The organism is Devosia sp. BK (assembly GCF_032907385.1).
In the GTDB taxonomy this organism is placed as follows: domain Bacteria; phylum Pseudomonadota; class Alphaproteobacteria; order Rhizobiales; family Devosiaceae; genus Devosia.
The window spans coordinates 163,643-183,683 of record NZ_JAIMBX010000001.1 but is presented as its reverse complement, the minus strand read 5'-3'; the positions used below and the strand labels follow the sequence as shown (position 1 = coordinate 183,683).

The 20,041-nt window shown below is 60.6% G+C and carries 19 protein-coding genes; 8 read left to right on the top strand and 11 right to left on the bottom strand.

Annotated elements, in window-relative coordinates:
- The first annotated feature begins 3 nt into the window (after positions 1–3).
- Genes DevBK_RS00820 through DevBK_RS00810 form a run of 3 tightly spaced genes read left to right on the top strand, consistent with a single transcriptional unit; the run spans position 4 to position 2,886 of the window.
- Entirely contained in the window at positions 4–981 is a 978-nt protein-coding gene (locus DevBK_RS00820; protein WP_317184111.1) for an ABC transporter substrate-binding protein, read from the top strand.
- Positions 981–1,892 (top strand): sucrase ferredoxin, encoded by a 912-nt coding sequence (locus tag DevBK_RS00815; protein ID WP_317184110.1) that lies wholly within the window; start codon positions 981–983, stop codon positions 1,890–1,892. The genes DevBK_RS00820 and DevBK_RS00815 overlap by 1 nt, the downstream gene beginning before the upstream one ends.
- A gap of 22 nt (positions 1,893–1,914) precedes the next feature.
- Positions 1,915–2,886, top strand: coding sequence for an ABC transporter substrate-binding protein (locus DevBK_RS00810; RefSeq protein ID WP_317184109.1), 972 nt, complete (start codon positions 1,915–1,917; stop codon positions 2,884–2,886).
- Between the two features lie 42 nt (positions 2,887–2,928).
- On the opposite strand, the gene DevBK_RS00805 is transcribed toward DevBK_RS00810, so the two are convergent.
- The 9 genes from DevBK_RS00805 to DevBK_RS00765 all read right to left on the bottom strand — a co-directional run bounded on the left by DevBK_RS00805 (position 2,929) and on the right by DevBK_RS00765 (position 14,792).
- Positions 2,929–3,783, bottom strand: coding sequence for a 2-hydroxy-3-oxopropionate reductase (locus DevBK_RS00805; RefSeq protein WP_410494021.1), 855 nt, complete (start codon positions 3,781–3,783; stop codon positions 2,929–2,931).
- Complete coding sequence (gene otnI / locus DevBK_RS00800) at positions 3,780–4,565, bottom strand: 2-oxo-tetronate isomerase (protein ID WP_317184108.1); 786 nt, start codon at positions 4,563–4,565, stop codon at positions 3,780–3,782. The genes DevBK_RS00805 and otnI overlap by 4 nt, the downstream gene beginning before the upstream one ends.
- A gap of 3 nt (positions 4,566–4,568) precedes the next feature.
- A complete protein-coding gene (locus DevBK_RS00795) occupies positions 4,569–5,483 on the bottom strand; it encodes a sugar phosphate isomerase/epimerase (protein WP_317184107.1) in 915 nt (304 codons plus the stop codon).
- Positions 5,484–5,493: 10 nt separating this feature from the next.
- A complete protein-coding gene (locus DevBK_RS00790; RefSeq protein ID WP_317184106.1) occupies positions 5,494–6,525 on the bottom strand; it encodes a Gfo/Idh/MocA family oxidoreductase in 1,032 nt (343 codons plus the stop codon).
- A gap of 10 nt (positions 6,526–6,535) precedes the next feature.
- Entirely contained in the window at positions 6,536–8,239 is a 1,704-nt protein-coding gene (locus DevBK_RS00785; RefSeq protein ID WP_317184105.1) for an ABC transporter ATP-binding protein, read from the bottom strand.
- 13 nt (positions 8,240–8,252) lie between these two features.
- A complete protein-coding gene (locus DevBK_RS00780; protein ID WP_317184104.1) occupies positions 8,253–9,419 on the bottom strand; it encodes an ABC transporter permease in 1,167 nt (388 codons plus the stop codon).
- A gap of 9 nt (positions 9,420–9,428) precedes the next feature.
- Entirely contained in the window at positions 9,429–10,415 is a 987-nt protein-coding gene (locus DevBK_RS00775; protein ID WP_317184103.1) for an ABC transporter permease, read from the bottom strand.
- Positions 10,416–10,669: 254 nt separating this feature from the next.
- The gene (locus DevBK_RS00770; protein WP_317184102.1) at positions 10,670–12,781 is read right to left on the bottom strand and encodes a family 10 glycosylhydrolase; all 2,112 of its coding nucleotides are present in this window, start codon (positions 12,779–12,781) and stop codon (positions 10,670–10,672) included.
- 82 nt (positions 12,782–12,863) lie between these two features.
- Positions 12,864–14,792 (bottom strand): ABC transporter substrate-binding protein, encoded by a 1,929-nt coding sequence (locus DevBK_RS00765; RefSeq protein WP_317184101.1) that lies wholly within the window; start codon positions 14,790–14,792, stop codon positions 12,864–12,866.
- 218 nt (positions 14,793–15,010) lie between these two features.
- Here DevBK_RS00765 and DevBK_RS00760 point away from each other — a divergent pair, with 218 nt between their 5' ends.
- Positions 15,011–15,991, top strand: a complete 981-nt coding sequence (locus DevBK_RS00760; protein WP_244484156.1) for a LacI family DNA-binding transcriptional regulator — start codon at positions 15,011–15,013, stop codon at positions 15,989–15,991.
- Positions 15,992–15,998: 7 nt separating this feature from the next.
- Here the strand turns inward: DevBK_RS00760 and DevBK_RS00755 are convergent, their stop codons facing one another.
- Entirely contained in the window at positions 15,999–16,622 is a 624-nt protein-coding gene (locus DevBK_RS00755; protein ID WP_317184100.1) for a TetR-like C-terminal domain-containing protein, read from the bottom strand.
- Between the two features lie 54 nt (positions 16,623–16,676).
- On the opposite strand from DevBK_RS00755, the gene DevBK_RS00750 reads away from it, so the two are divergent.
- The 4 genes from DevBK_RS00750 (at position 16,677) to DevBK_RS00735 (ending at position 19,479) form a co-directional block, all read left to right on the top strand.
- On the top strand, positions 16,677–17,120 hold the full coding sequence (locus DevBK_RS00750; RefSeq protein ID WP_317184099.1) for a nuclear transport factor 2 family protein: 444 nt from the start codon (positions 16,677–16,679) through the stop codon (positions 17,118–17,120).
- Positions 17,113–17,955 (top strand): NmrA family NAD(P)-binding protein, encoded by an 843-nt coding sequence (locus DevBK_RS00745; RefSeq protein WP_317184098.1) that lies wholly within the window; start codon positions 17,113–17,115, stop codon positions 17,953–17,955. Before DevBK_RS00750 ends, DevBK_RS00745 begins: the two co-directional genes overlap by 8 nt.
- A 277-nt stretch (positions 17,956–18,232) precedes the next feature.
- On the top strand, positions 18,233–18,982 hold the full coding sequence (locus DevBK_RS00740; protein WP_317184097.1) for a cytochrome c oxidase assembly protein: 750 nt from the start codon (positions 18,233–18,235) through the stop codon (positions 18,980–18,982).
- Positions 18,979–19,479, top strand: a complete 501-nt coding sequence (locus DevBK_RS00735; protein ID WP_317184096.1) for a CopD family protein — start codon at positions 18,979–18,981, stop codon at positions 19,477–19,479. Before DevBK_RS00740 ends, DevBK_RS00735 begins: the two co-directional genes overlap by 4 nt.
- Here DevBK_RS00735 and DevBK_RS00730 read toward each other — a convergent pair.
- Positions 19,460–20,014, bottom strand: coding sequence for a DUF2231 domain-containing protein (locus DevBK_RS00730; RefSeq protein ID WP_317184095.1), 555 nt, complete (start codon positions 20,012–20,014; stop codon positions 19,460–19,462). The genes DevBK_RS00735 and DevBK_RS00730 overlap by 20 nt on opposite strands.
- Positions 20,015–20,041 lie beyond the last annotated feature (27 nt).

Sequence of the window (20,041 nt, the reverse complement as noted above, 5' to 3'; positions counted from 1 at the left end):
CCCATGGCGCTTCGCACGATTTCCGCCCTGGCTGGCCTCGCGCTGACCCTCGCCCTTCCCGCCTTCGCGCAGGAAACCCGCAGCGTCACCGCGGCCAACGGCACCTTTGATATCCCCGTCGCCCCGCAGCGCATTGTTGCGCTCAATGACCAGATCGTTGCCCTGCCGCTCTACGAGCTCGGCGCCTCGGTCGTCGGCAGCGCCGGCCGCGTCGATGCCGAAGGCAAGACCTTCATGCGCGGCGGCATGGATACGCTCGGGATCGACTATGCTAATACAGACATCCAATATGTCGGCCAATTCAACGCGCTGAACGTGGAGGCCATCGCCGCTCTGCAGCCCGATCTCATCATCGGCGGCACCTATACCGATCCAGCCGTCGTCGATCAGCTCCAGTCGATCGCGCCGACGCTAGTCATCGACAATGGGGCCCTTGGCCTCATCGAAACCCTCCGCACCCTTGCCGATGTCAGCGGTCAGTCAGGCAATTTCGAAGCGCGCTATCAGAGTTACCAAGCTAATATCGAGCGCACCAAGAGCTTCATCGGCGATACCGCAGCGATCTCGGCGACCACCACATTCATGTTCCCAGAAGCCGACGATCTATGGGTCTATCGTGCCAATCTCGGCGCTATCACCCAGGTTCTCTCCGATCTCGGCTTTGCCCAGCCCGCCGCCGTTGCAGCCCTCAACGCCACGCAAGCCTCCTGGAGCGCCGAACTGATCCAGCAACTCGACGCGGATTTCATCTTCGGCTTCTACCGCCAGCAGCCCGACGCGACGCCCGAAACCATCCGCGCGGCCTACGAAAAATTTGCCCCCGGGTGGTGCGCCGCCCTCACCGCCTGCCAGAACGGGCAGTTTGTCGTCCTCCCCGGACCCACGTTCGGCAGCACCATGACCGGCCTCGAACTGGCGCTCGAGCTGGTCGAAAACAATGTCGCGGGCCGCCCGTTCACGCCTTTCGTCGAAGCGCCGTAATGGCCAAGCATCTCTTCTGCACTGACCTTTGTCTAGAACGCGGCGAACCCTTAGCCGGCACCGGCAATGCGCCCAAACGCGCGCTCATGCTAGCCTGGCCCCGCGGACAGTGGCGCACGCCACGTTGGGAATCGGCCGGCATGTCGCCCGAATTGCGCGCCGCCATGCATGCCGCCGCCAAAGGCGGCCTCCATGTCGCGCTGATCGACAAAGTCGAAGCCGAAGGCAGTCTGCCGACGCTCCACGCCGTCCCCGAAGGCACCTATGCCGACTTCACGGATGAAGCCGCCTTGATCAAGGCAATCGGCGATTATGTCGATGGCCGGGTCTTCGAAGGCCGCCACGATCCGCGACAGGTCATCATCGTCTGCACAGACAGCCGTCGCGACGCCTGCTGTGCCCGCCACGGTTTTTCGACCTACAAGGCGCTGGTGGCCGCCGCTGACACGACCAAATTCCACATCGTACAGGCCACCCATATCGGCGGCTGCCGCTTCGCTGCCTCCATCGTCGTTATGCCGCAGCGCCAGCGCTATGGCCGCATGACCGCCGCCCAGGCGCCGGCATTCCTCGCCGCGCTTGAACAAGGCCGCGTTTACGTCGCGGCTTACAAGGGCCGCACCGATATCGCCGAACCCATCCAAGTCGCCGAAATCGCCGCCATGGCCTGGGCCGACCGGAACGGCAAAGCCGAACAAACCGTCCACCTCCACGGCGAATTGCCCGAGACGGCCGCAGAGGGACAGACCCTGGCGCTGGAGGCCGAAATCGCCGGCACAAAACTGACCATAAGCATGCATGCCCAGACCTTCTTCATGCAGGGCAATTGCAGCGTCGTCGCCGACAAAGAGGGCGAAGACGTCCTTCGCTGGTGCCTCGACGACGTCACACCCTATTCCGCCACTCCCTGACTTCAATAGCCGGACGCAGCCGATGTTTTCATTACCCTCCCGCGCCCTGACCACCGCAGCCGCCGCGCTGCTCGCGACATGCCTTGCCCTGCCCGCCCTGGCGCAGGAAACGCGGACCATTACCGACGATGCCGGCCGCAGCGTTGAAATCCCTGCCGATCCCCAGCGCATCGCTTCGCTTCAGGACCTGTTCTTTTCCGTGCCGCTGATCGAGCTTGGCGTCACGCCCGTTGGCAGCCACGGTCGCGTGGTCATCGAAGGCCAACCCTTCATGCGCTCATCCAAAATGCTGACCGGCGTCGATTTCGACACCGCCCCAATCACCTTTCTCGGCACCGGCACCGAGATCGACCCCGAGGCCGTCGCCGCCGTCGATCCCGATCTGATCATCCTCTCGACTAACCAGAACCCGGAGGCTTTCGCCAGTATCGCCCCGACCGTGCTGCTCGATTTCAACCGAAGCGACAAGTTCGAGCTCTATGATCGCCTCGCCGAAATCACCGGCACGGGTGACGCGCTAAAGCTTCTCGAAACGCGCTACGCGCAGCAGCTCAATCAGCTCAAGGCCCAGGTCGATGCACCAAATATTTCCGTAAACGTCATCGCGGCAGTCGAAGGCCAAATCCGATCATACCGCCACTTTGCAGCGCTAGGGCGTCTCCTCGACGAGGCCGACTTCGCCATGCCAGACGCTGTCAAGGAAGTCGAATACGGCAAGTTCGCCGATTTCAGCCCGGAACGCCTGCCCGAACTCGACGCAGACCTGATCCTCGTCACCTATCGGGCTGAAGAAGGGGAAACCGCGCAGGACGCCTACGACCTCCTTGAAGCCACGATCCCAGGTTACTGCGCCTTCCTCAAAGCTTGCCAGAATGGCCGCCTGATCGCTGTCCCGCGCGACGAAACCTTCGCCTCTTCGTATTCTGCTCTCGGCTCGCTCGCCTACACGCTAATTGCACTCTTGGCGCCAGTTCCGGACGTGCGGCCGGATTAGTCTGGTCGGAGGAGACCAACGCCGCCTCCTCATCGACCAATCTCAACTCAGCGCTTTGATGAGCGCTGAATGGTCTTTGTCGCCAAGACCATCGGCAATGGCTTTGTTCATGAGTTGCTGCAGGTTTGCCGCGTGCGGCAGATAAAGATCGAGCGCTTTTGCCGACTCCAAAGCAAGCCCGATATCCTTGCGATGGAGTCGGATGCGGAAACCCGGATCAAATGTTTCGTTGATCATACGGTCGCCATGCACCTCAAGAATACGCGAAGAGGCAAAGCCGCCCATCAAGGCTTCTCTGACCTTTGCCGGATCTGCGCCGGACGCCTTTGCCAAGGTCAGGCCTTCAGCTACAGCCTCGATTGTGAGACCGACGATGATCTGGTTGACCACTTTCGCCGTCTGACCATCACCCACTGCACCAATCCAGGTGATGTTCTTGCCCATGAGCTTGAGCAGCGGCAGAGCTCGCTCGAAATCACTTGCTAAGGCGCCGACCATGATGGTAAGCGCCGCATTTTTTGCGCCAACTTCACCGCCAGATACAGGCGCGTCCACATAGCCAGCACCAATCTCGGCAATGCGGGTCGCAAAGGCCTTCGTGGCGACAGGTGAAATCGAACTCATATCGATGACGAGCTTGCCCGTGGCGAGACCTTCGGCAACGCCACCTTCGCCGAAGAGAACTGCTTCCACATCAGGCGTATCGGGCAACATGAGGATAATCACGTCTGCAGCCTCGGCGACCGCTTTCGGATTGTCCAATGCCTTGCCGCCGGCTTCGACCAGATGCTGGGAAACGTCTTTCACTCGGTAGAGAAAGACCTCGTGCCCTGCGGCAATCAAATGGCCGACCATTGGCCGCCCCATGACGCCAAGTCCAATAAATCCAATCTTCATGCTGATGCCCTCCAGTCCCTGAGCCAGTTCAGGCCATCGCTCGTGCCAGCCTTTGGCCTGTATTCTGCCCCCACCCAGCCTGCATAATCAGCTTCGTCCAAGGCTTTGAAGATATTGGGATAATTGATCTCGCCGGTGCCCGGCTCGTTGCGTCCGGGATTGTCGGCGATCTGCACATGGGCAATGTGCGACTGGAGACGCGAGAAGGTCGGGAGCAGGTCACCCTGCACCACCTGCATGTGATAAAAGTCATATTGCAGATAAAGGTTTGTGTGACCGACCGCTGCGGCAATACGCTCGTAGTCATCGGTCGAGTTGATCAGGAATCCCGGAATGTCACGGGTGTTGATCGGCTCGAGCAACAGCTTTATTCCCCTATCGGCAAGACGCGGCGCGGCATATTTGAGATTGTCGATCAGGACGCTTTCGAGCGCTGATCGATCGACACCTGCTGGCGCGATGCCGGCAAGGCAATTGACCTGCGTGCACTTGGTGGCCTCGGCATATTCGATCGCCTTATCAATGCCTTGACGGAAATCTTCGATCCGATTGGGGTGGCAGGCGATTCCCCGTTCACCGGCGGCCCAGTTGCCGGCCGGCAAATTGAACAGAGCCTGGCTCAGGCCATGCTGGTGCAACAGTGATCTGAGTTCAGCAGGATCCTGGTCATAGGCGCCCACATATTCGACGGCCTCGAAACCATCCGTGGCTGCAGCAGCGAACCGGTCCATGAACTGCAATTCGGGATAGAGCATTGAGATATTTGCAGAAAAACGCGGCACGGGTCAGGCTCCCTTGAGCGGGCCGGGATAGGGGACAAAGTCGCCGCCACGGGCGGCTTTGAGATAGTTGAGCGCGTGGACTTGGCCGACCATTTCTAGCTCCTCGCGATAGACCGGGTCATGCCAGCCTTCGATATCAATGGAGCCGGACCAGCCGGCGAGGCGGAGTTCTGAGATGACGTCGAACCAGTTGGTATCGCCAAAACCGGGGGTGCGCATCCAGACGGCTTTCTCCTTGCCGCCATAGCCCTGGGACTTGATGACATCCCAACGGATGGTGGCATCCTTGCCATGGACATGAAAGAACTTATGCGCCCACTTACGAATTTGCGGAATGGGATCAATAAGATAGACCATCTGATGACACGGCTCCCATTCGAGCCCGAGATTGTCTTCCGGCACCTCGTTGAACATCATTTCCCAAGCGTCGGGATTGTGGGCGATGTTCCAATCGCCGGTTTCCCAATTGCCGCGCATGGCGCAGTTTTCGAAGGCGATTTTTACGCCTTTGTCGGCGGCGCGCTTGGAGAGTTCGGTCCAGATTTTCTTGAACTGCGGCAGGCTTTCTGTCAGCGGGCGATTGCGGATGCGGCCGGTGAAGCCAGCGACGCAGGTGGCGCCAAAATGGTGGGCGTTGTCGATCAACGCTTCCCAACCGCGGAGAGTCTCGATGTCTTTTGGCTGTTCTTCCAAGGGGTTACCGAACATGCCGAGGGTGGACATGGTGACATCAGAATCGCCGATGACGTCTTTCAACCGCTTGGCGAGCTCGGGGAGATCCTTGTTTACGGTCTGCCAGAAATAGGGCTCGATGCTTTCAAAGCCGTGCGGGAGGATCTTTTCGAGGTAGCCGACAGGATCGGGCTCGTGGCCGCGGATCATCGTGCCGATGCGAATGGCTTTGGGGTCTATGGCCATGAATTTGCTCCTAAATTACGATTTCAACGCGACGGCCGGCGGTGGAACTGTCGATGGCTCCGAGGACCATGGCGAGGCTTTTTATGTTTTCGCGGCTGATTGTTTCGGGCGTAGGTCCGCCGCGGGTGGCATCAAGAAAATCTGTGATGACGCCGAGATGGCCGCCGATGCGGTCGGCCGGGTCTAGTGCTGGAATTTCAAGGACTTGCGTATCGGGAAGGAGCTTTCCGGCTACATGGGGCTGCACGCGTTCGGCGCGGATGTCGTCGGCGCCGTCCCAGAGGATCGAGCCCTCTGTTCCGGTAATGCGCCATGTGCTTTCCCAACTTGTGCGGAGGCCCGGCGCGGCCCAGGAACCACGGTAAGTCATTACGAAGCCTTGCAAAAATCGGAAGCTGGCGAAGGCGGAGGCGTCGCGTTCGTACCAGGAGCCGGCAGGGTTCCACTCTTCGGCATAGACCGAGGTGGCGGCATCGTCGATGACGAAGCGGGCGGCGTCGAAGGTGTGGACAGCCATGTCCAAAAGGAGGACGTGGGGCATCTGCTCGCGGAAGCCGCCGAAGTGGGGATCGAGGAAGAAGTCGCAGTGGACGCCGGTGATATCCCCGATGGCACCGGAGGCGACGAGACGGCGAATGCGGCGGAGTTGAGCGAGGTAGCGGCGGTTCTGGATGACGACGTGGAGGCGGCCGGCGGCTTCGGCGCGGGCGACCAAATCGCGAGCCTGATCAAGGGTTTCGGCCATAGGTTTTTCGGAGAGCACATGGGCTCCAGCCGCGAGGGCAGTCGAGACGATGCCATGGCGGACGGCGGGTATGGCGACATCGAAAACGATCTCGGGAGACAATCTATCCAACATCGCTTTGAGGTCGGTGCCGATCTCGGGATTGATGTTTTGTTCGGCGGCGCGAGCCTCGGCATTGGCGGGATTGATGTCGACAATCCCGACGATATCGACGCCGCCGACGGTTTTTATGGCGTCGAGCCACTTGCGGCTCATGGCGCCAGCGCCGGTTAACACGGCACGCTGATTGGTGGTCATTTCGGTAGCATCACGTTGACGTTGAGAGGGCCGCAAGGCGTGTTCGGTGCAACATCCGCTTATTGCGGGGGTCGGGATTGGGAACGGCCGAGATCAGGGCGCGGGTATAGTCTTCATTCGGGCTCGTGCAGATCGTTTCGGCAGGACCGATCTCGACCAGTTTGCCCCGATGCATAACGGCGACGCGATCGCAGAAATAGCGAACGACGGAGATGTCATGGGAGATGAAAATGAAGGAGAGATCGAGGCGGCTCTGGATCTCGAGGAGGAGGTCGAGGATCTGACTACGGATCGAGACGTCGAGAGCGGAAGTCGCTTCATCGGCGATGATGATACGTGGATCGAGCGCGAGCGCGCGTGCGATACCGATGCGCTGACGCTGGCCGCCCGAAAAGGCGTGGGGGTAGCGCTCCATGACGTCGGGCGAGAGACCAACGAGGCGGAGGAGTTCGGCGGTCTTTTCTTCGATCTCCTTCCCCTTGAGCTTGCCTTCGACGACTAGCGGATCGCCGATGATCTGGCGGATGGTCATGCGGGGATTGAGCGAGGCGAAGGGGTCCTGGAAGATCAGGCGGACATCGGCGTGGAATTTGCGCAGGTCTGATTTTGAGAGCGCGGTAACGTCGATCTCCTTGCCATCCCTCTGGCGGTAGAGGACCTGGCCGGCTGTCGGCTCGACGATGCGGAGGATGAGGCGCCCAAGGGTGGTTTTACCGGAGCCGGATTCGCCGACGACGCCGAGATTTTCGCCGGCATGGAGGACCAGGCTGACATCGTCGACGGCCTTGAGGGCGAATTTCTTCGTGCCGAGAAAGCCTTTGGCACCACCATAGACTTTGGTGAGACCTTTTACCGTCAGGAGCGGCTGGGGTGTGATGACGGCTTCGGCGCGAGCATCGGCGGGTTGCTCGAGTTTGAGGGTCGAGGCGAGGAGGCGCTGGGTGTAGGCGTGCTGAGGGGCGTGGAAGATCTCGTCGACGGTGCCGGTTTCGACGATGCGGCCGAAGCGCATGACGGCGACATCATCGGCGACTTCGGCGACGACGCCCATATCGTGGGTGATGAGCAGCATGGCCATGCCGCGCTCGGTCTGCAGGCGCTTGATGAGGTCGAGGATCTCGGCCTGAGTGGTGACATCGAGCGCCGTGGTCGGTTCGTCAGCGATGAGAATGTCGGGATTGACCGCCAGCGCCATGGCGATCATGGCGCGCTGGCGCATGCCACCGGAAAATTCGAAGGTGTATCGATCGGCCATTTCGGCGGGGTTGGGAATTTCGACCTGCCCGAGAAGCTCGACGGTGCGGGCGCGAGCGGCGCGCTTGTCAATCCCCGAATGCAGCCTGATCACTTCATCGATCTGGCTGCCGATGGTGTGGACCGGCGAGAGCGAGGACATGGGCTCCTGGAAGATGAGACCGATGCGGGCGCCGCGGACCGCGCGGACTTCGGGACTATTGGAGGCGAGTTGAGCGAGATCGACTTCGCCGCCCTGAGTGCGGAGGATGATCCGGCCACCGACCATGACGCCGGGCTTATCAACGATGCGCATGAGCGAGCGCGCGGTGACGGATTTACCGGAGCCGCTTTCGCCGACGAGCGCGAGGGTGCGGCCGCGGTGGAGCTCAAAGCTCACATCGCGGACGGCGTGGAGAATATGCGTGCGAAGGCGAAAATCGAGCGAGAGATTTTCGACGCTGAGGACTGGCTTTTCCATGGGTATCGGCTCCTCAGGTTTCATAGGGGTCGGCGGCATCGCGGAGGCCATCGCCGAAGAAATTGAAGGAGAGAACCGCGATCACGACGGCAAGGCTTGGCCAGATAAGAAGCCACGGCGCGGTTGAGATCGAGCGGATATTCTGCGCGTCCTGCAGCAGCACACCCCAGGAGACGACCGGCGCCTTGAGCCCGACGCCGAGGAAAGAAAGCGAGGTCTCGGCGATGATCATCGAAGGCACGGCCAGCGTGACGACGGCGAGGATATGGCTTGTCAGCGAGGGCAGGATATGCCGGAAGATCACACGACGCTCCGAAGACCCATCGAGCTTGGCGGCTGTCACAAAGTCCTCGTTGCGGAGGGAGAAGAAGCGGCCGCGCACTTCTCGGGCAAGACCCGTCCAACCCAGCAATGAAACGATGATGGTGATGACGAAGTAGACATTGAGCGGTGACCAGGTGAGCGGAATGGCGGCGGCAAGGCCGAGCCAGAGCGGAATGGTCGGCATGGCGCTGACGACTTCGATGATGCGCTGGATGACGGTATCGACCCAGCCACCGAAATAGCCGGAGATGGAGCCGAGGACGACGCCGAGCACCAGCGACATGCAGACACCGATGAGACCGATCGACATGGAAATGCGCGTGCCATAAATCAGCCGGCTGAGAAGATCGCGGCCAAGGCGGTCGGCACCGAGCAGATACATCGGCTGGGTGGGATCGAGCGGGCCGATGAGGTGGCGATTGGTTTCGAAGATGCCCCAGAATTTATAGGCGGGACCTTCGACGAAAAGGCCCACGGGGACGATAACGCTGTCATCGACGACGAAGGTGCGGCGGAGCGCTGCCTTGTCGATCTCGACGGTGTACCCTTTTACGTGGAATTGGAACTGACCATCGGGCGTGAAGAGGCCGATGCTTTGTGGCGGCGCGTAAGTGTACTGCGCGCGGCTGGTGTCGGGCAGGCCGGGCGCGAGGAATTCGGCGAAGGCGCCGATGAGATAAAGAACCAAAATCACACCGCCGCAGAAGAGGGCGACTTTCTGCTTGAGGAATTTGCGCCAGATCAGGGTCCACTGGCCGGCGGCAGCGTCGGAGATCGGGTCCATGCCGGGCTTGAGGCCGGAAATGGCAGGGCCGTCTTCGACAATCTTGGCATCGAGGATGGGCGTAAGGGTCATCGCATCACCTCAATTGTAACGGATGCGCGGATCGAGCAGCGCGAGCAGGATGTCGGACACGAGCATGCCAACGAGGGTCAGGACGCTCAGGAGCAGAATGAAGCTGCCGGCGAGATACATGTCCTGCGCGACGAGCGCCCGGAGGAGCAGCGGGCCCGCAGTCGGCAGGTTGAGGACGATGGCGGTGATGGTGACGCCGGAAACGAGTTCGGGCAGCACCCAGCCAATGGCCGAGACGAAGGGATTGAGCGCGATCCGCACCGGGTATTTCACGATGACCTTGTATTCCGGCAGCCCCTTGGCCCGTGCCGTGGTCACATAGGGTTTTGACAACTCGTCGGTGAGATTGGCGCGGAGAATGCGGATCATCGCGGCTGTGCCGGACATGCCGATGACGAGGATGGGGATCCAGAGGTGGAGGATCAGATCCCAGAGTTTTTCGAGGCTCCAGGGCGCGTCGACATATTCGGGCGAGAAGAGGCCGCCGACGGATTGGCCGAACACGCGGAAGGAAACATACATCAGCGTCAGCGCCAAAATGAAGTTTGGCACGGCAAGGCCGATGAAGCCGAAGAAGGTAAAGACGTGGTCGCCTATCGAATTGCGGCGGACGGCGGAATAGATGCCGATGGGGAGCGACACGGCCCAGACGAGGAGGATTGCGGCGAAGGAAATGGCAAGGGTCGAGCCCATGCGCGACCAGATCACTTCGGATACCGGCTGGTTCCACTCAAAGGAAAAACCGAAATCGCCGCGGGTGAGGATGCCCAGCATCCACTTGCCGTATTGGATCCAGATCGGCTGATCCAAGCCATATTGCGAGCGCAGGCGTTCGACAGTCGCGGGATCGATCGGCGCACCGCCATCGGCGAGCGTCGAGAGCAGCGAGGTCAGATAATCGCCGGGCGGAAGCTGGATGATGGCGAACGAGATGATCGACATGCCGATCAGGGTCGGGATCATGTAGACCAGTCGCTTCAAGATATAGTTCAGCATTGCCGCTCCTCTTTCGGCTTTGCGGGGTGGTCCGGCGGGGATGCCGTCGGGCCGGGTGGTTTGGTGGCTCCCTCAGAACCCCACCTAGCCTCCCCCTGGCAGGGGAGGGATAGCGGCGGCGATTGGGGAGAAACTGGTTTCTCTATTTTCTTGGCGTCATCCCCGCGAAAGCGGGGATCTCGGGTTGGGATTGGGATTCCCGCTTTCGCGGGAATGACGCCGTGGGCGCGGACGGCTGGAAGGGTTCCTCTCACTCACTCCCAAACCAGATAGACCACCTCCATGGTCTCGATCTGGCTGATATCGACCGTTACACGGCCGTCGGCGATTGCAAATTGCACTTGTTTATCCGCGACCAAAAGATTGACGGATTTCACTTTTTTCCCCTGCGGGATTTCGAGCGTGGCGGTCAGCGGGCCAACAGGCCAGGTGTCGCGGAGGGGGCCCTTCATCATCATCGGATTGGTGAGATTGAGGAGGCAGAGCGCCCTGCCCTTCGCGTCTTCGTGGAGGCCGACATCGAAGACACCGCGGCCGATTACCGTGACTTCGGGTTCCTTGCCAAGCGCCCATTTGACGGCGTTGGCGATGAGGCGGCCCTGGTCTTCGGCCATATAGGTCCAGAACACCTCGCCGATATTCCAAGGGATGTAGACAACGCGGCCACCGGCTTCGGTCGTGCGGGCGGCGACCCCGACGCCCTGGGGCGGCAGGCGCGGATAGACTTCTTCCATCGGCAGATCGGGGAAGTCTGGGATCTTGAGGAAGGGCGTTTCCACTGATGTAGTGGGTTCAACCGCAACGTCCTCGGTGCCGCCGATGATGCGCTGGGCAGTGCCGAAGCCAGCATTGATCGGATGTGTGCCGTTGAGAGCGACGTAGGAATTGCGGACATTGGCGCGCGGAGCCGAAGTCATTTTCACGCCAAAGACATCGGCGAGCCCGAAGTCGGATCGAGCGGCGCCCTTTTCGTCGTAGAGCGAGGTCTGGTGCGCGGCGACGACAGAGCCGCCTTCCGCAACGAAATCGCGCAGCGCCTGGCACTGGGCATCGGACAGGTAAGTGGCGTTGGCGAGGATGACGAGCTTGTAACGGCGCAGTTCATCGATGGTCATGATCTGGTCGGAGAGGAACTCGAAGGGAAGCCGGGCTTCGACGAGGGCGTGGTAAAAACCCATATCGTTGAGTTCGGCCAGATGCCGCTTGTCCGGGTCCCAATGGCGAAGGGTTGTCGCTGGGTCGATGATAGCGATCTCAGCCTTGGGCAGCATGGAGCCGATGACCGGCTCGACCTTTGCGTGGAGCTTGAAGGCATTTGCGGTCGGCTGGACCCAACGATCGTCGGGAATGCAGGCGTTGAACTTGGTGAACCAGGGAAAGAGCCCCTGGGTGATGCCGGCGTGGATCCACTGCTCGATTTCGGGGCCGGTCTGTACCGAATCTTTCCAACGCGGGATTTCTTCTGGCCCGATGGAGGTGATGAGCCCCACTGGCCGATCGCGGAACGTGGCGCGGATGCGCTTGCCGTTGCGGCCGGCGGACCACGCGGGCTCGACATTGCGGCGGCCCTGGTGATCGACGAAGAGAATGGGGCAATGCTTTTTGATGACCGAGAGGTCGAATTCCATGAGCGAGGAACCGCTCATATTGGGAATGAAGCTGGCATGCGGCTTCATCTTTTTGACTTCGGTGTCCCAATGGGCAACGAGCTTGGTCAGCGTCGTGCGGCGCCAGGCGGCCCAAGCCTGCCAGACGGGATCGGAAGCGGTGGTCGTTTCCGGCAGGTCGAAGCCGCTCGCGTCGCGGAAATTGTCCTCGCAGGCCTTGCAATAGCAGACACCGTGGCCCTGCCAGCGATTTCCGAAAAGCGCGTCGATGTCGTATTTTTCGGCGATCTCGACGATGACCTTGGTCATGAAGTCGAAATTGTAGCTCGAATAGGCGCAGGTGACGAAAATGCCGGGCATGGCCCAGTGCTCGCGCGGCTGGCGATCGGCAGTGAGCGACACCCATTCGGGGTGCGCCTCGGCGGCGTGGGCATGGATGGCGTGGGGATCGACCCGGGCCATGACGTGCATGTCGAGTTTGCGGGCTTCGCCGACGAGCGTGCCGAAGGGGTCGGTGTCGCCGATAAATTTTGAGACGTAATGGAGTGGAATTTCGCTCGGGTAGTAGGCGATATAACCGCCGGCCGAGAGGCAGATGGCGTTGGACTGGGTGCGCTTGAAAACATCGACCCAGAAGGCAGGGTCATAGCGCTGCGGATCGTCCTCTACGAACGTAAGCTGGGTCCAGCGCGTGGCCGTCTTGTACCAATCAGGCGTCCGGAGAGTGGACGCAGTTGGGCTGTCTTCGATCTTGAGCATCGGACGATCCGGTTGTTTTTGGCTTATGATGTGTGCACCGGCGGCGGAGGGACCGCCGGTGCCGAGCTGACGTTGGGAGCGATCAGCCGATGTAATATTGCTCGGGATTGGTCGGCGCGGGCGTCGGGTAACCCCAGGAATTGGGCATGGTCGGCTGCACATTCTTGAGGCGATTGGCGACGATGCCATAGCCATCGAGCGGTAGGGTAATGCCGAAGACGTAGAACTCGTCGGCGGCGATCTGGAGGATTTCGGCCATCAGCTCGTTCTGGCGGACCGGGTCGCTCGACTGACGCAACTCGTTATAGGCTTCGAACTGGCGCTTGGTGGCTTCCGGTGGCTCGACGGCGTCGACGGAGTCCTTGTCGTTGTACCAGATCTGCCAGCCCTTGGCGTACATGGCCTCGGTGGTATTGGGGAAGAAGTAACGCGGATCGAGAATGGCGACGATGCCGCCATTGCCGCCGAATTTGTGCACAGTGGCGTCATATTCGCCGCCCTGGCGCACGCGGACTTCCCAGAGCGAGCGATCCATGGTGCGCATCTGGGCGTCGATGCCGACGGCGCGGAGCATGGGCAGGACGAGCTGGAAGCTATCGACGAAGGTCTGGCGGACCTGATCGATCTCGAAAATGATGGTCACTCGCTTGCCGGTCTCGTCGAGGCGCATGCCTTCGCCATCCTTATTGGGGATGATGGCATCCAAGAGTTCATTGGCCTTGGCGGTATCGTAGGCGGTGAACTGGGTGGCGAGTTGCTCATTATAGAGCGGATCTTCGGGGCGGATGGATGGCTGAGCCGGAGCGCCCTGCCCGATGAAGATCGTATCGATGACGGCCTGACGATCGATCGAGTGGCTGAGCGCGGCCCGAAAATCCTTGTTTTGATAGAGCGCGCGCTTGGCGGGATCGGGATGGGTCAGGTTGAGCTGGAAGACCATTTCATTGGGCTCGGTCGAGGTGGTGGTGTAGAACCCGTATTGGCCCGTTTCCTGCCCATCATAGAGCACGGCGCGATTGGCAGGGGTGCAGATCCACTGGTCGAGAAGATCGATCTCGCCCTGCAGCGCCTTGAGCAGCAGCACTTCGTTGTCGGCCGCGACCGCATAGGTGATGCGGTCGATATAGGGCAGTTGATTGCCGTCGGTATCGACCTTGAAATAGTAGGGATTGCGCTCGGAAATCGAGTATTCGGCGGACTCGCCGATCGGCTGGGTGACGCGCCAGCCATAAAGGGTCGGCATGTCCTTGTTCTTGAAGATCTCGCCATCGACGGCGATACCGCTCTTGATCTGGAAGAGCTGGACCCAGCCGGTCAGGCCCTGATCGGTCGCAAGCTTGTCTGCATCGGGATTGTACTTGATGTGGAACTGCTCGAGATAGTGGCGCGGGGTTCGCGTCGTGCGATCGTCGTTGGCCCAGGCGAGCCGCAGCGGTAGGAGGCCATTGGGCTGCGCGAAAACGATGCGGAAGGTCAGGTCATCGACCTTTTCGAACGTCGCGGTGCTGCCATCGGTCGAGCGGAGTGGGGTCGGCGGGGATTGGGCGAGCTCTTCGTCGAGGAGGATGTCCTCATAGAAGAACATCACGTCGTCGGTGGTGAAGGGCGTGCCGTCGGACCATTTGTGGCCTTCGCGCAGCTTGAAGGTGTAAGCCGTCGCATCTTCGTTGGCTTCAAAGCTCTCGGCGACATTGGGGATGACCCCGCCGAAATCGGGGGTATAGCGCACGAGCGGCTCATAGCCCTGATAGCGGTGCATCATGTTGAGCGAGCCGCCGCCGACAAGCGCAGCGCGGAGGTCGCCGCCATATTGGCCGACGCTTTCGAAGGGCTGCACCACCATGGGGTTGAGCGGCAGGCGTTCGGCGAGTGGCGGAATGGAGCCGGCGGCTACAGCTTCAGCCAGCGCCGGGGCTTCCTTGAGCGGCGCCTGGGCAAAAGCCGGAATGGCCGGCAGCACGAGTGCGGCGCCGGTCGCGGCCAAAAAAGTTCTGCGAGAAATATTGGTCATCGATCCCTCCTCAGCTCGGACGGCTAAAACGCCGCTCTTCAAGCTAACAATAGCCAATCAATACCAAACTGTTAGGTCAATACGCTCAGGAAGATTGAAACAGAGAAAATCAAAATACGGTCATGTCACTGAAATAACTTACCTATTATGGCCCAAAATACAAAACTTGCGCAAAACTTGTGGCGTGATACAACCTAACAAACGCCATGGGTGAGCGATTGAAGAAAATCACATTGCAGGAAATCGCCGACCAACTGGCGATCTCAAAGTTCGCGGTTTCGAGAGCTCTTGCCGGCAAGGATGGCGTTAGCGAAGAGACCCGGACGCGCGTGACGGCCAAAGCGCTCGAACTGGGCTATCTTCGCGCGGTCGACGTGGCAGCGACCCGCCCTGCAATCCACATCATCTTCAATGACCATGACCCGGTGAACAGCGAACTCTGGATGCAGATGCAGAACGGCATCCAGCGGGAAGCGGCGGAGTCGGGCTATCAGGTGCAAATCCACTGGACGGCAGAAGCCACCAGTGTCGAGAACATTGCGCGCGTGAGCGCCGGCGTTGTCCTTGTCGGGCAACATGATACCGCGACCTTGCAGGTGTTGAAGGCGGCCGGAAAGCCCGTCGTGCGATTGGGCTGGGTGCTGCCGCTCGAAGAGGTCGACCAGGTGACCGGCGCCGACCATGAGGCAGGCAATGCCATCGGGCAATATCTGTTAGAGCGCGGCCACCGGCGGATCGGCTTCGTGCATGGCAGCCGGGTATTGCGCGGCCGCATGGAGCGCCTTTTTGGCCTCCGCGAAGCGCTGATCAATCAGGACGGGGCCAGCGTCATCGAAATCCAGTTCGGCGGGGACGGCTTTGCCGGGGCGTTTCTTGATCTCAAGATCGAGGGCGACATGCCGACGGCTCTATTCTGCGCGCACGATGCGCTGGGGGTCCATGTCGTTTCTGAACTGCACCGCATGGGTTTGCGGGTTCCTGAAGACATTTCGGTCGTCGGTTATGGCGATTTTGCTGCTGCGACGCAGATCTCTCCGCCCCTGACGACAGTTCGGCTGCCCGGCGGCGATATGGGCATCGCGGCCTTCCGCCTGCTTCTCGACCGGATGCACGGCACCCGGTACCGGCTTCCGCCGCAGCGGGTGATGCTGGTGCCTAAACTGGTTGAGCGGGCCTCGGTGAAAACCCTGACTGACTAATCTTCCTCTATTCGTCTCCACTCGCTTTCGCCGCGGCCGCAATCATCCGGGCCAGACGACGAATGTGCTCACACCCGGCTTTGCCCCCGAGAACGATGAGCCGCCAATAGAGCGGAGCTGCGAGAAAATCGGCAATTGCTGCGCGATCGACCGTTTGCGGCAACTCGCCACGCGCGATGGCGCGATCCATGAAGGCATTGGCCTGCTCGCGCCGTGCGACCTGAAAGGGACGAATGGCGTCGGCCAAGGCCGGTTCCCGGCCCATTTCGGCGTGAAGATCGACGAGAATGCGTTTTATCAAGCGATGGCGCAGCACCCTCCGGATAGCGCGGAGGAGTGCGTCGATGTCGGCTTCAAGAGAGCCCATGTCCGCTGTCCGGGTTAGATCGATGCCGACCTGGGAGAGAAGATCGCTCGCCATCTCGGCCTTTGACGACCACCGACGATAGAGCGCCGCTTTGCCCACCCCAGCGGCACCGGCAACCTTCTCTAGACTAAGCCGAGCGTATCCGACACGCGCCCATTCTTCAAAGAAGGCGCGGCTCAATGCGTCGGTGATTTGGGGACGCTTCACCGCAGCGCCACTCGCAAGCCGGCCAGAATTCTTTTCGTCGGAACGGTTGCGTTCCATCGTCGCGCTCCCTAGATGGTTGGAACGACAGTGTTCCGACGAAAGGTTAGTCCAATGACGGATCCATTTCAAAGCTTCTCCGCCATGCTGCGCTATGCGCTGGCAGATCGCGTCGATCAAAACGCACCGACTTATATCGACATGGTCGCCGATGATGTCGTGATGGAGTTTCCCTATGCGCTCCCGGACATGGTCAAGCGGGTGGACGGCAAGGAGGCTCTGCGGGCCTATCTGAAAAATGTCGGGGACATGATCACGATCGACGCCCTCGACAATGTCGCGGTCCTTCGGACCGAAGATCCGGACGTGACCATCGTCGAATTTGAAGGTGTGGGGACGGTAAAGGCGAGCGGCAAACCCTATGAGCAGCGATACATTTCGGTGATCCGCACAAGGCAAGGCAAGATCGTTCACTACAAGGATTACTGGAACCCCGTCGCTCTGATGACGACGGCAGAGGCCAATCCGGCAAAGAAGAACGGGGCAAGCAATGGCTGACCGCATTCTCATTACCGGAGCAACGGGAACGACCGGCAGTGCTCTCACACGCCACCTCAACACCGCAGAGGCCGACTTCGTCAGAGCCACGCGCAAGCCGGATGGTCCGCACGATCGGCAATTCGATTGGCGGGACGGCCAAAGCTATGATCTGGCACTCGATGGCGTGAGCAAAATCTATCTCGTTGCGCCGACGGATACGAGCGAGCCGCTTGCGGTGATGCTGCCATTTCTGGAGCAGGCCATCGAGGGAGGGGTCGAAAAATTCGTGCTGCTTTCGGCCTCGTCGCTGCCGCGCGGCGGGCCGATGACGGGGGCGGTGCATGAGTGGCTCGCGGAGCAGGATGTGAACTGGTCGGTATTACGCCCGACATGGTTCATGCAGAATTTCGTCACGCAGCACCTGTCGTCCATCCACGAGGACAATGCGATTTACTCGGCTACCGGCCAAGGCCGCGTCCCGTTTATCGACGCGAGCGACATCGCTGCAGTTGCCGCAAGGGTCCTGTTGGATTCAAGCCTCGTGCAGAATGCGGATATCGTGCTGACCGGCCCTCAGTCGCTGACTTATGCTGATGTCGCTGCGGTTCTGTCCAAGATTTCTGGGCGGACGATACGGCACATCAACCTGACCCCGGAGCAACTCGCCGCGCGTCACAGAGCCAATGGCCTGCCAGATGATTACGCGACGACGCTTGCCCTTATGGACGCGGCAATTGCGGAAGGCAGCGAGGATCGTGTCTCGGCGGGCGTTGCAGATATCACGGGCCGTGCGCCGAACGATCTCGAAGCCGTTCTCAGCACCTATCGGGTAAACCTCATGCTCGCAGCCTGAGGGCGCAGGCAATTCCAGGCACGCGAACGGTGGGCTTTGTGGAACCGTGTCGAAATCACGGCGTTGCGCCTCTGAGACTGCAGGGAGAGCAAATGGGCGCGCAGGTTGCATCGCACATCGATGAGGGGGCAGATGGGTGGCGATGGACGACGTGTGTCCTATGCGAGGGCGTTGCGTTATTCGCGAAAAACCGCGGCCTGGCGCAAACTTGCCCGACCACCTTTGTCCGTAAAACGCCCTCAGCGCCCTTGGCGCTCCTTGCTTTATAGGGGCAATCGTGGCCTTGGCAGGACCCTTCTCGTTTGACATGAGCTATTGCGGCCAGCCGGCCATTCCTGCGGACCTTTGGAGCCGCTGGAATTTTGAACCGGGCCTACTGGCTGGTCTTATTGCCGTGGCTCTCGTCGGCGGTTTCTGTCTTCGGGACACTTCGAACGTCAGGCGGATGGCCTTTCTGTCCGCCTGGCTCATTGCTGCAATCCTCTTCGTCTCGCCGCTTTGCGCGCTGACCGTCAGCCTCTTTTCGGCCCGTGTTGGGCATCACGTGCTCCTGACGATGGTCGTGGCGCCACTGCTTGCGCTGGCACTGCCGAAACGTTTGGGCGAACGGCACAATCTCTTGCTGCCTGTTGCGCTGTCGACAGCGGCGCTTTGGCTTTGGCATAGCCCGGATCTCTACACGTCGGCCTTCACGCATCCCCTCATTTACTGGGCGATGCAATTCAGCCTTCTCGCCAGTTTTACCTGGCTATGGTTGGGCCTCCTCCACTCCACCGCCCCCATGTCATCGGCCCTCGGCGCGCTGACCAGTGCCATTCAGATGGGCATGCTCGGGGCGCTGCTGGTCTTTGCCCAGAACCCACTCTACCTGCCGCATTTTACCACCAGCGCCGCCTTCGGCCTCTCGCCAGTGGACGACCAGCAGCTTGGCGGCTTGATCATGTGGGTGCCGGCCAATCTGCCGCTTCTCGCTCTCGTTCTCTGGCGACTGCTCGATGCGCTCGGGATCAGGCAGGCGGCGCGATGATCGTCACGTGGCTCAAGTTTATTCACGTCGCCAGCATCGCGCTCTGGAGCGCCGGGCTTATCGCCCTGCCCTTCCTCTATTTGCAGCGCAAAGGCCTCGAAGACGAGGCTCTCTATCGCCTCCACGCCTTCACCCGGTTTTTCTATGTGGCGATCGTCTCGCCCGCCGCCTTCGTCGCGGTCGGTTCGGGGACGGTGCTGATCTTTCTGATGGCCACCTATGAGGCCTGGTTTTCAGCCAAGCTCCTGGCCGTTTCGGTGATGACGGGCATCCATATCTTTTCCGGCCTGATGATCCTGCGGCTTTTCGAGCCCAACCGCGCCTATCCCATGGTCCGGTTTCTCATCGTCATGCCGCTGACGCTGCTGACCGTGAGCACCATCCTCATTCTTGTTCTGGGCAAACCCCGGCTCGAATGGCCCGGCTTCGTCGCGGACCTCTTCGTCCCGGGGCGGCTAGGCGAGATCGCCCGTCCCTTCATTGCTTGGATGATATGAGGAGGCCGACACCATGATCGAAAATCAGCTTGCCTCCATGCCAGCCGGCAAAGCCCGCAGCCATGCTCGACAGAACCGAGAGCATCAGGCCATTGGGCAAGACGGCTTCGGGCCAGAAGAGACGAAGGCCGGTATTGGCGCCGACGATGGCCAACATCACCATGGCCGCAATCGCATGGTTCCAGCTCGCGACGCGCACGCGAATGCCGGGCACGGCAAGCAATTCGAGCGTGCCCACGACGGCCGCAAGCACGCCGAAAACGAAAGCCGCGCCAGCCGACCATTTGCCGACTTCGAGCCAGAACTCGTCCCCGGTGAACCAATAAAAAATATCGATGCCCAGCGTCGAGATGACGAAGGCGATGGGGAAGTGCACCAGCATGGCGTGGAGCGGATGCCCGGCAACGGCAATGGCCGAACTCACGTCCTTTTCAGCAATTTCGCGAATGATGGGGTTGGGATGATCGGCGTCGATCTCCCGCCCCTCTTCCAGCGTGATTTCCCGCTCTTCGCTATCCTGCGTCGTATCCGCCACCAGCAATTTCCCCTTTTAAAAACACTT

Coding starts and splice junctions, on each gene's coding strand:
- DevBK_RS00750 (WP_317184099.1), top strand. CDS start 16,677: ATGACGGATCCATTTCAAAGCTTCTCCGCCATGCTGCGCTATGCGCTG.
- DevBK_RS00785 (WP_317184105.1), bottom strand. CDS start 8,239: ATGGAAAAGCCAGTCCTCAGCGTCGAAAATCTCTCGCTCGATTTTCGC.
- DevBK_RS00765 (WP_317184101.1), bottom strand. CDS start 14,792: ATGACCAATATTTCTCGCAGAACTTTTTTGGCCGCGACCGGCGCCGCA.
- DevBK_RS00770 (WP_317184102.1), bottom strand. CDS start 12,781: ATGCTCAAGATCGAAGACAGCCCAACTGCGTCCACTCTCCGGACGCCT.
- DevBK_RS00755 (WP_317184100.1), bottom strand. CDS start 16,622: ATGGAACGCAACCGTTCCGACGAAAAGAATTCTGGCCGGCTTGCGAGT.
- DevBK_RS00780 (WP_317184104.1), bottom strand. CDS start 9,419: ATGACCCTTACGCCCATCCTCGATGCCAAGATTGTCGAAGACGGCCCT.
- DevBK_RS00745 (WP_317184098.1), top strand. CDS start 17,113: ATGGCTGACCGCATTCTCATTACCGGAGCAACGGGAACGACCGGCAGT.
- DevBK_RS00795 (WP_317184107.1), bottom strand. CDS start 5,483: ATGGCCATAGACCCCAAAGCCATTCGCATCGGCACGATGATCCGCGGC.
- DevBK_RS00775 (WP_317184103.1), bottom strand. CDS start 10,415: ATGCTGAACTATATCTTGAAGCGACTGGTCTACATGATCCCGACCCTG.
- DevBK_RS00805 (WP_410494021.1), bottom strand. CDS start 3,783: ATGAAGATTGGATTTATTGGACTTGGCGTCATGGGGCGGCCAATGGTC.
- DevBK_RS00810 (WP_317184109.1), top strand. CDS start 1,915: ATGTTTTCATTACCCTCCCGCGCCCTGACCACCGCAGCCGCCGCGCTG.
- DevBK_RS00815 (WP_317184110.1), top strand. CDS start 981: ATGGCCAAGCATCTCTTCTGCACTGACCTTTGTCTAGAACGCGGCGAA.
- DevBK_RS00820 (WP_317184111.1), top strand. CDS start 4: ATGGCGCTTCGCACGATTTCCGCCCTGGCTGGCCTCGCGCTGACCCTC.
- DevBK_RS00790 (WP_317184106.1), bottom strand. CDS start 6,525: ATGACCACCAATCAGCGTGCCGTGTTAACCGGCGCTGGCGCCATGAGC.
- DevBK_RS00735 (WP_317184096.1), top strand. CDS start 18,979: ATGATCGTCACGTGGCTCAAGTTTATTCACGTCGCCAGCATCGCGCTC.